Origin of the sequence: Nocardiopsis endophytica (assembly GCF_027706725.1) — a bacterium.
Taxonomy (GTDB): Bacteria; Actinomycetota; Actinomycetes; order Streptosporangiales; family Streptosporangiaceae; genus Nocardiopsis_A; species Nocardiopsis_A endophytica.
Genome location: NZ_JAQFWQ010000085.1, coordinates 1 through 13,041, shown reverse-complemented (window position 1 = coordinate 13,041; position 13,041 = coordinate 1). Strand labels below are relative to the sequence as shown.

The window sequence follows — 13,041 nt, the reverse complement described above, 5'->3', positions numbered from 1 at the left end:
GGCCTGCGGCCGCCCCGCCGCTCACGTCCCGTCCCCGGGGATCGCCTGGGTGACCTCGGTGAGCTGCTGCGCCACGTCGGCGGCCAATGCCGCGTCCAGACCGTCGATGCGCAGTGGGCCCGCCGCCGAGGCCGTGGTCACGGTCAGCGTGGCCAGACCCAGCGCGCGCTGGAGCGGTCCGCGCTCGGTGTCCACGGTCTGGATGCGCGCCATCGGCGCGACGCGCCACTCCTGCCAGAGCCATCCGAACGAGGTGTAGACGGCCTCCCCGGTGACCTCCCAGCGGTGCACGCGGTACCGCCACTGGGGCATGACCAGCGCCACCAGGAGGCCGAGCGCGCCGAGGGCCGCGGTGAGCACCCAGAGCGGCCCGGTCGCCTGCGGGACGAGGCCGGTGATGCCGGAGGCCGTCGCCAGGCCCGCGGCGACCGCGGTCGGCGGCGCCCAGAGGAGGAGGGCGCGCAGCGTCCACAGCGCGACGGCGCGTCCCGCGACCCGGTGGCGGGGCGGGCGCAGCCGCACGGCCGTGCGGGCGCTCCCGCTGTGCGTGATCCCTTGCGTGCTCATGCCGACCTCCCGACCTGGCCGCCCCGTCCTCACTCGGCTCCGGTGCGGCGGCCGCGTCCGGAGCCCTCAATAAAGTGATATCACAATGCTAGACTATGGCAATCACGTAATCTGGAGCCGGAAGGAGCGCCGATGACCGGTACCGCCACCCCCACACCAGGGGTCGACCTGCCCGAACCCGTCTTCCGCGAACGGGCGGCGTTCACGCTGCCCGGCATCCCCGCCGCCCTCGCGGCGCTGGCCGCGGTCGTCGTCGGCGTGCTGCTGGCCCTGGTCGGGATCGGCGGCGCGTCCGCGGGCGCCATCGCCGCCGGCGCGGTCCTGGCGGCGGCCGGGGTCGTGGCCGGATTCGGCCTGACCGTCGTCGCTCCGAACGAGGCGCGGGTGCTGCTGTTCCTCGGCCGCTACACCGGGACGGTGCGCCGGGACGGGCTGCGCTGGGTGAACCCGCTGACCACCCGCCAGGCGGTGTCCACGCGCATCCGCAACCACGAGACCTCGGTGATGAAGGTGAACGACGCCGAGGGCAACCCGATCGACATCGCCGCCGTGGTGGTCTGGCAGGTGGAGGACACCGCGCGCGCCGTGTTCGAGGTCGACGACTTCACCGAGTTCGTCTCGACGCAGACCGAGGCGGGGGTGCGGCACATCGCCAACCGCTACCCCTACGACTCCCACCAGGCGGAGACGCTGTCTCTGCGGGACAACGCCGAGGTGATCACCGAGCAGCTCTCCAAGGAGCTGGCGGACCGGGTGAGCGCCGCCGGGGTGCGCATCGTGGAGTCGCGCTTCACCCACCTGGCCTACGCCCAGGAGATCGCCCAGGCGATGCTCCAGCGCCAGCAGGCCGGGGCGATCGTGGCCGCACGGCGGCTGATCGTCGAGAACGCGGTGGGCATGGTGGACATGGCCCTGCAGCGGCTCGCCGAGGAGGACGTGGTCGAGCTGGACGAGGAGCGCAAGGCGGCCATGGTGAGCAACCTGCTCGTGGTGCTGTGCGCCGACCGCCCGACCAGCCCGGTCGTCAACACGGGCTCGCTCTACCAGTAGGGTCACAGCCCGTTAGGGCCCACGACCTGTAGGGACGTTAGGGGACGGCACGATCACCTTGGCCGAGCGCAAGAAGATCCTCCTGCGCCTGGACCCCGCCGTGCACGATGCGCTGGCGCGGTGGGCGGGCGACGAGCTCCGCAGCACCAACGCCCAGATCGAGTTCGTCCTCCGGAAGGCCCTGGCCGACAGCGGCCGCATGCCCAAAGGCGCGGGCTCCCTCCCCCGGAGGGGCCGCCCGCCGAAGAAGCGGTCCGCCTCCGCCGACACGGACCGGCCCCCGGAAGAGCCGCCGGAGCCCCCCGGCGGCGACGAGGACTGAACACCGAAGGACCCCCGAAGAACGCCGAGAGCGGCGCGGCCCATGCGGGCCGCGCCGCTCTCGTTCGGAAGCCTCACTTCACTCGTGCTCCAGGACCGCCTTCAGGAAGCTCTTCGTGCGGTCCTCACGCGGGTCGCCGAAGATCTGCCCCGGCGGGCCCGACCGACTTCTAGATCTTAACGCCCACCGATCGGCAATATTTTGATTCCACTGGTCGCCACCAGCTTGTTGCCATCATAAAGCTGTGCATGGAAAGTGAAATTTCGATCCTCCGGCATCTTTTTAGACCATTCGTCACACACACGCCACCCACCCCCCGCCTTCCCAGTTCCAATACAACGAAATTCAGGGCGCCCCTTGATATTCACTGTACCTCGAACTTCGACGCGAGCCCCGTCAGCGCGCATGTCCTTCACATAAACTCGGTCGCCATGATCCCGGAAGCATCCAACGCCGGCAAGATCCCTACCATCGTAGATGGTGGCACACCACGCATTGACTTTCGGTGACACATTCGTCTTGTCCGCATAATCAGTGTATCGAGGTCCAGCCGACGCACTCGGCGCAAGCCCCACCACCAAAATAGCCGAAGCAGCCACAGTCCCGACCATCTTCAAAATCTTCATTGATGCAGTCCTTAAAAAGTTCAACACGAGAACCATAATCGGGACACCATCCTCCACACACAGCAAGGATAGTGAGACCCGAACTGAGTTCAGTGCATACTTCTAGGCAAATTGCACTTGGACTGTACACGACTACGGCCGTCTACCGGGGGACCCAGAAAACCCTCACAGGCAAACTTTGCTGTCACTCCCCTTAGCGACCAGGATGCCCTTCCAGCTCAACCCAACTTACAGTGGCCGGTTCCGGCCGCTATCCGACAGGACCGTTGACAACTGCTATAAGTCACCACAACTCTGACCACCACTATAGCCGCATGGCCAACAGTCCGATGATTGGCGCGATGGTCGTTCTACACATCACTGCTCTCATCAAGGACGAGTACGGAACAGCCATCTCTCGACACCATGGCGACTTAAGCACATATACCAAAAGGCACTTCTTCGCCACTAGAAAGCGGGCTCGGTGCAGGAGGGCGGGCCGAAGGAGCCTCCGGCCCAGTGTGCAGCGACCCAGCAGTTCATGCAGGACAGATCGCGATCACCCCACCGCCCTGTTACGAACCTTGCCAAGCACCCCACAGAGAGACCGACGCCATCTCCCTTTCCGGGCAAGCTCCTAAACTTCTTAATAGGCTTCCGGTGGGGCGAACTGAAATCTCCGCCCGCCCCACCGGATCCTTTCTATTCAGTCGTGCTCCAGGACCGCCTTCAGGAAGCTCTTCGTGCGGTCCTCGCGGGGGTCGCCGAAGATCTGCTCCGGCGGGCCCGACTCCGCGATGCGGCCGGCGTCGAACATGAACACCCGGTCCGATACGTCGCGCGCGAAGCCCATCTCGTGGGTCACGCACAGCATCGTGATGTCGGTCTCCCGGGCGATCTCGCGCAGCACGTCAAGCACACCCGCAACCAGCTCGGGGTCCAGGGCCGAGGTGACCTCGTCCAGCAGCAGGATCTCCGGGCGCATGGCCAGCGCGCGGGCGATCGCCACACGCTGCTGCTGCCCGCCGGAGAGCTGGGTGGGGTGCGCGTCGATCTTGTCGGCGAGGCCCACCATCTCCAGCAGCTCGACCGCGCGCTCGGAGGCCTCCTCCTTGGGCACCCCCAGGCTGTGCACCGGCCCCTCGGTGACGTTCTTGCGCACGGTCATGTTCGGGAACAGGTTGAACTGCTGGAAGACCATCCCGATGGTCTTCCGGTGCTCCCGCAGGTACTTCTCGTTCGCCGGGACGAGCTTGTCACCCCGGTACATGTGGCTGAACGGCTTGCCGCCCACCCAGATCGTGCCGCCGTTGACGTGTTCGAGCGTCATCAGCAGCCGCAGGATGGTCGTCTTGCCCGAACCGCTCGGCCCGATCAGCGTCACGCGCTCACCGGCGTTGACGTCCAGGTCCAGCCCGTCCAGCACGACGTTGTCGCCGAACCTCTTGACGACGCCCTCGAACTTGATCAGCGGCTCGTTCCCAGGCTCCATGGCAGGGGCCTCTCCCCTCTGGTCAGACTGCTGCATATCGGCGCTCCAAGCGGCGGATCACCACCGCGGACGGCACGGCCACCAGTAGGAATGCGGCACCGACCAAGGTGAAGGCCTCGAAGTAACGGAAGTGGTCACCACCCATCCCCTTGGCCACAGAGAGCATCTCGGGGACGCTGATGGCGAACAGTAGGGGCGTGTCCTTGAACAGGGCGATCAGGTAGTTCCCCAGGGCGGGGATCACCTTGCGGATCGCCTGCGGCAGGACCACCGCGCCCCACACTCGGTGCGGAGGCAGGCTCAATGCCCGACTGGCTTCCCACTGCCCCTTGGCGACCCCCTCGATGCCGGAGCGGTACACCTCGGCCGTGTAGGTCGAATAGTGCACGCCCAGCACGACGATCCCGATGGTCAACGGCGACACGTTGGACAGCGCGCTGAGCGAGAAGATGAACACGAGCTGCACCAGCACCGGTGTGGTGCGGATGAACTCGGTGACCACGAAGACGATCGCGCCGACCACCTTGATCCGGCGCACGATCGCGATGACCAGTCCCAGACTCAGCGCCAAGGCATAGCCCAGAACAGTGGCCTGCACGGTGACCCACAGCCCCGTCAGCAGGGCCGGGAGCAGCAGGCGTGTGAACTCCATGTCCCACACCATCAGCGGGCACCCCCCGTCGTCGTTCCGATGGACGGCGGCCGCAGCAGGCCCAGCAGGCTGTCGTCGGTGGGCCGCCCCAGCTTCCGGTTGGCGCGCCGCTCCAGCAGCCGCACGAGCACGATGAGCACCTGCGCGAAGAGGAAGTAGCCGACCAGCGCCACGGAGTAGACGGTGAACGTGTCCGCGACCGCGGAGGCACGGAAGTCGTCGGCGACCTTCGTCAGGTCGGTCAGGCCGATGAGGGAGACGATCGCACTGGCCTTCATCAGCTCGATGACCAGGTTGCCGAAGGTCGGCAGCATCTGCGCCCACGCCTGCGGGAAGATGACCAGCCGGGTCCTGCGCCACCAGGTCATGTTCAGCGCGACGGCCGCCTCGGTCTGTGCCCGGGGCACCGCGTTGATCGAGGAACGGACCACTTCGGCGCCGTAGGCGCCGACGTTCAGCCCGAGTGCCAGGATCGCGGCGAACTCGGTCTCCAGTTGGTATCCGGTGATCTGCTGGAAGGAGTTGCCGAACCAGAACAGCAGCACCAGCGCGGCGACCCCGCGGAAGACCTCGGTGTAGACCATGGCCACGGCCCGCGCGGCCCTGCTCCGCGTGGTGCCGAGCGTGCCGACGACGACCGCCAGGACGAACGCCAGCGCCGCACCGAAGACGGTCAGGCGAATGGTGAGGACCGCTCCCTCCCAGTACAGGGGGAGCGAATTGATTAGGAAATCCACTGTGGTGGTGTCACCTCGACGCTATTCCGCGCAGAGCTGCTCGGTGGTCAGGTCGCCCGGGTCCGAGGTCTCGTCGAAGCCGAACGGCTCGACGGTCTCCCGGAGCGTTCCGTCCTCCTTGAACTGGGAAAGGACGCCGTTGAACTCGTCGCGCACCTCGGTGTTGTCCTTGGCGAACGCGAAGCCGCCGGCCGGGCTGACCTCCTCGCCGTTCTCGTCGACCGGGATGAAGCCCTCGGTGACCTCGAAGTCCTCGCCCAGGCCGCGCTCCTCGAGCTGGTAGTTGAGCGAGAAGGTGCTCAGCGCGACCGCGTCCACGCGGTCGTTCTGCAGCAGCTCGATGGCGTCGGCGGCGCCGCCGCCCGTCTCCATCTGCCCCTCGGGCACACCGGCCGCCTCGGCGTAGCCCTGCTCGACCGAGGCGTTGAGCACCGCGATGGTGGCGTCCTCGTTCTCGGCGACGCTCTCGTAGGTCTCCAGCTCCTCCGGGTTGCCCTTGGGCACCATGAAGGCCTCCTGGACCCTGTAGTCCGGCTCCATGAAGGCGACCTCGTTGCAGCGCTCAGGGGTGATGTACATCCCGGCGGCGACCACGTCGAAGCGGCCCGACTTCAGGCCGGGGATGAGCGCGTCCCAGTCGACCGACTCGGCGCGCACCTCGTCCACGCCCAGCTCCTTGGCCATCGCCTCGAGCAGCTCGGGGGCGGCGCCGGTGACGTTGCCGTCGTCGTCGATGTAGCCGAAGGGCGGCTCGTTGTTGATGGCGGCGGTGATGTACCCGCGCTCCTGCATCTCCTCCAGCGTCGCCGGGCCGTCGTCGGCGCGGGCGCACGCGGTCAGCGACGTCGCCGCGACGACGGCCGCCGCCCCGATCGCGCCCGTGCGGAGCCGGTTGCGACGCCCGTTCGCGCCGCGGGCGGCACCTCTGCGGGGTTCGTGGTCGAACATTGCCATCTCCTTGTTTGGGGGTCGGGGGAACGCGAACGGCGCCCCGCCCCGCGCCGGGGAGGCGCGGGTCGGGGCGCCGTGCGATGACTGGGGGAATCGTGCACATGGAGCACTTGGGCCCGCCGTCGCACGACGCGGCCGGGCCCCGGGGGGCCCATGCCGTGCGCTGCGGACTCACGTCCCCAGTGTTGAGCGCGCCCTAACGGGTCGGGAATGCGGCGTTATGCACTGGTTATCGCCGGGCATGGCCGAATCCGGCCCCGTAACGATCGGGTAGCGCAATTCGGTGACCCTGTGAAACACGCCGTTCACAGGGGGGTGCCTTTATTTCACCGGAGTGAAGTCCCGGGCACCGAGGAATTCCGGCCGCGGCTTCGGCGCGGCGAACGGCTCGGCGCAGGCGTTCTCCACGCTGCAGAACACGATGAAGATGTTCGACCGCGGGAACGGCGTGATGTTGCCGCCCGAGCCGTGCATGCAGTTGGAGTCGAAGAACGTGGCGCCGCCGGCGGGCCCGGTGAGCACGTCGATGCCGTACATGTCGGCCAGTACGGCCAGGCTGTGCTTGTCCGGGACACCGATCTCCTGGCTCTTCAGCGAGGAGCGGTGGTGGTCCTCGGGCGTCTCGCCGACGCAGGACACGAACGTCTTGTGCGAGCCCGGCATGACCATCAGCGCGCCGTTGGAGGCGTCGTTGTCGGTCAGCGCGATGGAGATGCTCGCCGCGCGCGGGACGGCCATGCCGTCCTCGGCGTGCCAGGTCTCGAAGTCCGAGTGCCACCAGAAGTCGCCGCCGCCGAAGCCCGGCTTGTAGTTGACGCGGCTCTGGTGCACGTACACGTCGCCGCCGAGGATCTGGCGGGCGCGCTCCACCACGCGCGGGTCGCGCACCAGGTCGGCGAAGACCTCGCTGACCTTGTGGACCTCGAACACGGAGCGGACCTCGTCGGAGGAGCGCTCCACGACGACGCGCTCGTCCCGCCTCAGTTCCGGGTCCTCGCTGAGCCTGCGGAGCTCGGCGCTATAGGCCTCGACCTCCTCGGCGCTCAGCAGCGCCTCGGTCTGGACGTAGCCCTTGGACTCGTAGGAGGCGATCTCTTCGGCCGTGTAGGGGCCGCCTTCGCCGGAGCCCCAGACGACGGGGTGCCGGCGGTACAGCAGTGCGGGAGTGCTGTCCTTGCGGGTCGGGTACTCGTCCATGGTCTTCTGCTGGATGTCCATCAAAGCAGTCATGGCGTTACCCCGTGGGGTGTTCTCCCTCTTCCTCTATCGGTGTCGCTCTCTTGCCTGTCGTTCTCTTCTGATGTGCTCCCCGTCCCTGCCCCGGGGGGCCGGGACGGGGGTCTCGGTGGGGCGGGGCCGCGCGGGGCGGCCCCGCCCGCGGGGGGCAGCCGCGCGGCTCAGGCCTCGGCCGGCTCCTCGGTGATGAGCGGGTACACGCCGTTCTCGTCGTGCACCTCACGGCCGGTCACCGGGGGGTTGAAGACGCACAGCACGCGGAAGTCGGTCTTCGGGCGCACCGTGTGCTTCTCGTGGCCGTCCAGGAGGTAGAGCGTGCCCGGGGTGATGAGGTGGGTCTCGCCGGTCTCGTCGTTGGTGACCTCGGCCTCGCCCTCGATGCAGTGCACGAGCTCGATGTGGTTGGCGTACCACATGCTGGTCTCCGTGCCCGCGTACAGCACGGTCTCGTGGAACGAGAAGCCCACGCCGTCCTTGGCCAGGACGATCCGGCGGCTCCGCCACGTCTCGGTCTGGACGTCCGCGTCGGTGCCGTCGACGTCCTTCAGGCTGCGCACCTTCACAGTGGCTGCTCCCTCACTACTCTTGACGCTGCATCGGTCCGCGGGACCCGGTTGCGGGCCCCGCGGACCGTTCCGGATGATGCAACCCGGTCTATCAGTCGGACTAGGCCGGCTGGGCGATCTTCACCGCGGAATGTGCGGATTCTTCGATGATGTCCAGCCCGCGCTCCAGGTCCTCCACGGTGGTGGTCAGCGGCGGCAGCAGCTTGGCGACCTCGTCCTCGGGGCCGGAGGTCTCCAGCAGCAGGCCGCGCTTGAAGGCCTCGGCGGCGACCGCCTTGGCCGCCCCCTCCTGCTCGAAGGCCAGCCCGCGGGCCATGCCGCGGCCGCGCACGTGCGCGCCGGCCTCGGCGAACTCCCCGGCGATCTCGGTCAGGCGGCGCTCGATCAGCGCGCCCTTGTCCAGCGTCGAGCGCTCCAGGTCCTTGTCGGCCCAGAAGGTGCGCAGCGCCGCGGCGCCGGTGGCGAAGGCCGGGTTCGGGCCGCGGAAGGTGCCGTTGTGCTCGCCCGGCTCCCACACGTCCAGCTCGCGCTTGAACAGGGTGAGGGCCAGCGGCAGGCCGTAGCCGCTGATCGACTTGGACAGGGTGACGATGTCCGGGGTGATCCCGGCCTCCTCGAAGCTGAAGAAGGGGCCGGTGCGGCCGCATCCCATCTGGATGTCGTCCACGATGAGGAGCATGCCGTACTCGCGGCAGACCTCCTCCAGGCCGCGCAGCCACCCGGCGCTGGCGGCGTTGATGCCGCCCTCGCCCTGCACGGTCTCCACGATGACGGCCGCCGGCTTGTCCAGGCCGCTGCCGCTGTCCTCCAGCAGGCTGCGCAGCCACAGGAAGTCCGGGGTCTGGCCGTCCATGTAGTTGTCGAACGGCATGGTGGCGGCGTGCCCCAGCGGGACGCCGGCGCCGCCGCGCTTCATCGAGTTGCCGGTGACCGCGAGCGCGCCCAGCGTCATCCCGTGGAAGCCGTTGGTGAAGCTGACGACCGTTTCGCGGCCGGTGTACTTGCGGGCGAGTTTGAGGGCCGCCTCGACGGCGTTGTTGCCTGCCGGGCCGGGGAACTGGACCTTGTAGTCCAGGCCGCGCGGCTCCAGCAGCACGTCCCCGACGGCCTGCAGGAAGTCGCGTTTGGCCGCGCTGTAGGCGTCGAGGCTGTGGACGATCGAGTCGCCGATCAGGTAGTCGAGGAGGACGGATTTGAGTTCCGGGTGGTTGTGCCCGTAGTTCAGGGAACCCGCCCCGGCGAAGAAGTCGAGGTAGGGGCGCCCCGATTCGTCGTACACGTGGCTGCCCCGCGCCTCGTTGAAGACGACCGGCCAGCCACGGCAGTAGCTGCGGACTTCGGACTCGAGGCGGTCGAAGATCTCCATCGTGAGTTCCTTGGTTCCTTTCCCCAGGTTCGTGGGCTCTCGGCTCGACTGATCGGGGTTCGTCAGGACGTCATCGGGTTCGCATCGTTCGGTTGCGCCTCCAGTGCGGCGCCGGACGGCGGGCGGTCCGCCGTTCAGCGTGCGGCGGGCGGGCGGCCCAGCGGGCCGATCCGGACCAGGTCCTCGGGCTCGTGCCCGTCCCCGGCGCCCGGCTCGCCGTCCTCCGGGAAGTGCTCCGCGGTGAACAGCGGGCTCCACACGGCCTCGGCGCCGTTCGCGCGGGCGAACGAGCCGAACAGGGCGCGGGAGGCCGCGTTGTCCGGGGTCACCGTCGCCTCCAGGTGGCTCGCCCCCAGGGAGCCGAAGCGCTCCGCAAGGTGGTCGAGCATCCGGCGGGCGAGGCGGCGACCCCGCATCCGCGGGTCCACGCCCACCTGCCACAGGAAGTACGTACCCGGCTCTTCGGGTCGCATGAATCCGGTGACGAACCCCACGGGCGTTCCGTCGGCCTCACGGGCGATCACCGAGGTGCGTGCGAAGTCGCGGCACCAGAGGGTGTAGGCGTAGGGCGAGTTGAGGTCGAGTCCGCAGTCGCGGGCCAGGCGCCACAGCCGCGGACCGTCCCCGGGCGCGGGTGCGGACAGGCGCAGGCCGTCGTCCGAGCCGCCGACCGGTCCGCCCTCGCCGTCCGGGCGGACGGGGGCGGCCGTGTCGGTCACGGAGGGGTGATCCCCCGCACCGGTCCGGGCGGTCTCTGCGTCGTCGCTGCGTTGATGTGGCACGTCGAAGAAACTTAGCGAACGTTCCTGAGCAGCGATTTCCGGTGATTCGCCGGAAATGTTTCGGCCAGGTTTCAGCGGGTAGGGCTTGTCTATTTAGCACCCGCTGTCACGATGCGTCGACATCGTCCGGGGGAGGCATCTGGGCCCCTCAGGGGCCGAACGCTCCGGACTCACCTGGGGTTTCGGCCCGTCCGCGGCGAGGAGCGCGTGTCGTCCGAGCGGTCCCGCGCGGCGACCGCGCCCCGCTCTCACCGGGTAAACATACGCCACCCGCAGCGAATCTTAAGGGTGGGCTAAGTCACACGAATCCGGGTGAAAGCCCGCGACAGACCCGGCGGCCTGTTCCCCGGCACGGCAAAGATCGGGCACGGATCTTCATTCGCGCAGGTCAGAGCGGTGGCGGCGAGACGGCCCCCAGGTCGGCCCCGGCGCACACCCCCGGAAGGGCACCCCGGTTCCGGGGCTTGAACCCGGCGCCGATATTTAGCAGACTGCGCGTAGTACGACTCAACGTAGTACTACGTGCGGTGGCGACATCCGCCCCGCGCACCCCAGCTCCGTCGCCGACCGGCGTCGCGGAACGAGAACGGGAACGGAGGCACCCGGTGAATCGCCTGTACCACGAGAGCGAAGACTGGGTCCGGCAGGGCGCCTGCCGGCAGTACGACCCTGAGCTCTTCTTCCCGGTCAGCACCGCCGGCCCCGGGAGCCAGACCACGAGCCTGGCCAAGGCCGTCTGCCGCAGCTGCCCTGTTCGCCAAGAATGCCTGCGGTGGGCGCTGAGGGCCGGGGAGGCCGACGGCGTGTGGGGCGGCACCACTCCTGAGGAGCGCCGCTACATGCGCCGCGACCTCCTGCCGGTCGCGAGTTAGGGGACGCGCGGCGGCGGGTGCCCGGTGTGGAGGCCGGGCGCCCGCCGCTTTCGTGCGTGGAAGGCCTCGGTTAGGTTCGGTGACCGTGCAGAGTGTCGGCGGCGGCGTACGGACCGTCAGCGAAGGAGCGTGGGCCACCGGCCACGGCCCGCTGCACACCCTGCGCACCTGCCTGCTCGCGGCCGGATGCACCGCCGTGGCATGGTTCGGCCACGCCATTTGGGGCGGGGCGCCCGCTCCCGCCTGGGCCGTCGCCGCCGCGGCTGCCCTGCTGTGGGGGCCGTTGGCGCGCTTCACCCGCGCGCGGCGGGGGTTCGGGGCCATCCTCACCGTCACGGTCGGAGCGCAGGCCCCTCTGCACCTGGTCTTCCTGGCCGCGGAGGCCGTGGGAGGAGCTCCGCACAGCGCGCACGCTGTGCACGCCGCCGCCCATTCCACCGCGCACGCCCATACGCCGCTCGCCGACGCCCATTGGCTCACCGGCCCCCGCCTTCTCGGGTACTCCCCGGACATGCTGGCCGGGCACCTGCTCGCGGCCCTCGCCGGCGCCGCCCTGCTCGCGTGGGGCGAGGACGCGCTGTCGGCGCTGCTGGGGGTGCTGTCGGAGGCGCTGCCCCGGCTCGTCGGCCCGGCCGCCGTCCCCGCGGCGGCGGCCGTCGCCGTCGGAGTGCCCCGGTGGCCCGGCCCGGCGGCCCGCCGCGCCCCGCTGACCGGTGCCCGCCCGCGCGGGCCGCCGCCTGGGACCGTGATCGAGGAGTCCCAGACCGCGAACGGGCCGAAAGGGCCGACGACCATGACCACACTGTGCAGCAGGACCAGCGCTTCCGGCGGCGTCCGGAAGCGCCGCGCCATCGCCCTCACCGGAGCGCTGGCCGCCGCCACCGCTCTGGGGCTGGCGACCGCCCCGGCGGCGAGCGCGCACGACGTCCTCCTCTCCTCCACCCCGGAGAACGGGGACGAGCTCGACACCGCCCCGGAGACGGTCGAGCTGACGTTCAGCGCCGACATCGGCGACGGCGGCAACGCGATCGCCGTCAACGGGCCGGACGGGTCCGACCATGCGTCGGGCGACATCACCATCGACGGGCCCGACGCCGAGGTCGGCGTGGAGCCGCTGACCGAGGCGGGCGACTACACGGTCGCCTACCGGATGGTCTCCTCGGACGGGCACGTCATCGAGGACACCATCGAGTTCTCCCTCTCCGAGGAGGCCGTGGCCGCCCAGGAGGAGGACGCGTCTGCCGACGACGCGGAGGGAGATGCCGCCGGCGCCGACGGCTCGGGCGGGGAGACGGAGGCCGGGGACGCGTCCCCGGCCGAGGAGGCCCCGCCGTCCACGGACCCGGTTTCCCTGTTCGGCCCGGTGGGCGGGGCGATCATCGGCATCGCCCTGCTGGCGCTGGTGGTGATCGTGATCATCCGCCTGCGCAACCGCCCGGGCGACAAGGACTGACGAGCGAGCCGTAGGAGAACCCCGAGCCGAGGGCCCCGCCACCCCGCGGGGCCCTCACGCATGCCGGACCCACCCCGGAGAGGAAGGCGGGCGGGCAGGTACCCCGCTCACGGGCCCCGGCCGGGCGGCAGATCGGCGGAGTGCCAGGTAGGGGCGGCGACGAGGAGAGGTGGGCGGCCCGTGCGGCAGCGCCGTCGGCCGCAGCGCGTGTGCGTGGTCGCCGTGATGGGCGGCGACGGAAGGAGCCGGGCGGTTCCCCGGCCATGCCTGCCGTCCGGCGGGTCACTCGTGGTCCGGGTGGCGGCGCGGCCGGGTGGGTGCGTGGCCGTCCGCGCTCGTGGCGCCCGCACCCCTGGTGCCGCCTCCTCGTTGATCTCGGGGAAAACGCCC

General features: G+C 69.7%; 14 protein-coding genes and 1 pseudogene. 4 read left to right on the top strand and 11 right to left on the bottom strand.

Annotation, left to right across the window (positions count from 1 at the left end; translation table 11 throughout):
* Positions 1-21: 21 nt before the first annotated feature.
* Complete coding sequence (locus tag O4J56_RS23550) at positions 22-567, bottom strand: PH domain-containing protein (protein WP_270688720.1); 546 nt, start codon at positions 565-567, stop codon at positions 22-24.
* A gap of 132 nt (positions 568-699) precedes the next feature.
* Between O4J56_RS23550 and O4J56_RS23545 the strand changes: the two genes are divergently transcribed.
* Together O4J56_RS23545 and O4J56_RS23540 are read left to right on the top strand one after the other, a co-directional pair.
* Complete coding sequence (locus O4J56_RS23545) at positions 700-1,617, top strand: SPFH domain-containing protein (protein ID WP_270688719.1); 918 nt, start codon at positions 700-702, stop codon at positions 1,615-1,617.
* Positions 1,618-1,675: 58 nt separating this feature from the next.
* Positions 1,676-1,939 carry a hypothetical protein gene (locus tag O4J56_RS23540; protein WP_270688718.1) on the top strand — a complete coding sequence of 88 codons (264 nt, stop codon included), beginning with the start codon at positions 1,676-1,678 and terminating at the stop codon, positions 1,937-1,939.
* Positions 1,940-2,017: 78 nt separating this feature from the next.
* On the opposite strand, the pseudogene O4J56_RS32155 reads toward O4J56_RS23540, so the two are convergent.
* From O4J56_RS32155 to ectA, 10 genes and pseudogenes are all read right to left on the bottom strand, one after another.
* A pseudogene (locus O4J56_RS32155) lies at positions 2,018-2,107 on the bottom strand (L-cystine ABC transporter ATP-binding protein YecC); the annotation flags it as partial.
* An 8-nt stretch (positions 2,108-2,115) separates the two neighbouring features.
* Positions 2,116-2,622, bottom strand: coding sequence for a hypothetical protein (locus O4J56_RS23535; RefSeq protein ID WP_270688716.1), 507 nt, complete (start codon positions 2,620-2,622; stop codon positions 2,116-2,118).
* Between the two features lie 628 nt (positions 2,623-3,250).
* Positions 3,251-4,036: an ectoine/hydroxyectoine ABC transporter ATP-binding protein EhuA gene (gene ehuA, locus O4J56_RS23530; RefSeq protein WP_270688715.1), complete on the bottom strand. Its 786-nt coding sequence runs from the start codon at positions 4,034-4,036 to the stop codon at positions 3,251-3,253.
* Between the two features lie 22 nt (positions 4,037-4,058).
* Positions 4,059-4,700: an ectoine/hydroxyectoine ABC transporter permease subunit EhuD gene (ehuD, locus tag O4J56_RS23525; RefSeq protein ID WP_270688713.1), complete on the bottom strand. Its 642-nt coding sequence runs from the start codon at positions 4,698-4,700 to the stop codon at positions 4,059-4,061.
* On the bottom strand, positions 4,700-5,425 hold the full coding sequence (locus tag O4J56_RS23520; RefSeq protein ID WP_270688711.1) for an amino acid ABC transporter permease: 726 nt from the start codon (positions 5,423-5,425) through the stop codon (positions 4,700-4,702). The genes ehuD and O4J56_RS23520 overlap by 1 nt, the downstream gene beginning before the upstream one ends.
* A 21-nt stretch (positions 5,426-5,446) precedes the next feature.
* On the bottom strand, positions 5,447-6,373 hold the full coding sequence (gene ehuB, locus O4J56_RS23515; RefSeq protein WP_270688710.1) for an ectoine/hydroxyectoine ABC transporter substrate-binding protein EhuB: 927 nt from the start codon (positions 6,371-6,373) through the stop codon (positions 5,447-5,449).
* 324 nt (positions 6,374-6,697) lie between these two features.
* Complete coding sequence (thpD, locus tag O4J56_RS23510) at positions 6,698-7,594, bottom strand: ectoine hydroxylase (RefSeq protein WP_270688709.1); 897 nt, start codon at positions 7,592-7,594, stop codon at positions 6,698-6,700.
* 179 nt (positions 7,595-7,773) lie between these two features.
* Positions 7,774-8,175, bottom strand: coding sequence for an ectoine synthase (locus O4J56_RS23505; RefSeq protein ID WP_017622860.1), 402 nt, complete (start codon positions 8,173-8,175; stop codon positions 7,774-7,776).
* A gap of 103 nt (positions 8,176-8,278) precedes the next feature.
* On the bottom strand, positions 8,279-9,544 hold the full coding sequence (gene ectB, locus O4J56_RS23500; RefSeq protein ID WP_270688708.1) for a diaminobutyrate--2-oxoglutarate transaminase: 1,266 nt from the start codon (positions 9,542-9,544) through the stop codon (positions 8,279-8,281).
* Positions 9,545-9,678: 134 nt separating this feature from the next.
* The gene (ectA, locus tag O4J56_RS23495) at positions 9,679-10,263 is read right to left on the bottom strand and encodes a diaminobutyrate acetyltransferase (protein WP_270688707.1); all 585 of its coding nucleotides are present in this window, start codon (positions 10,261-10,263) and stop codon (positions 9,679-9,681) included.
* A 668-nt stretch (positions 10,264-10,931) separates the two neighbouring features.
* Here ectA and O4J56_RS23490 point away from each other — a divergent pair.
* Both O4J56_RS23490 and O4J56_RS23485 read left to right on the top strand, forming a co-directional pair.
* Positions 10,932-11,198 (top strand): WhiB family transcriptional regulator, encoded by a 267-nt coding sequence (locus O4J56_RS23490; RefSeq protein WP_270688705.1) that lies wholly within the window; start codon positions 10,932-10,934, stop codon positions 11,196-11,198.
* 79 nt (positions 11,199-11,277) lie between these two features.
* A complete protein-coding gene (locus tag O4J56_RS23485; RefSeq protein WP_270688704.1) occupies positions 11,278-12,651 on the top strand; it encodes a copper resistance CopC family protein in 1,374 nt (457 codons plus the stop codon).
* Positions 12,652-13,041: the final 390 nt, after the last annotated feature.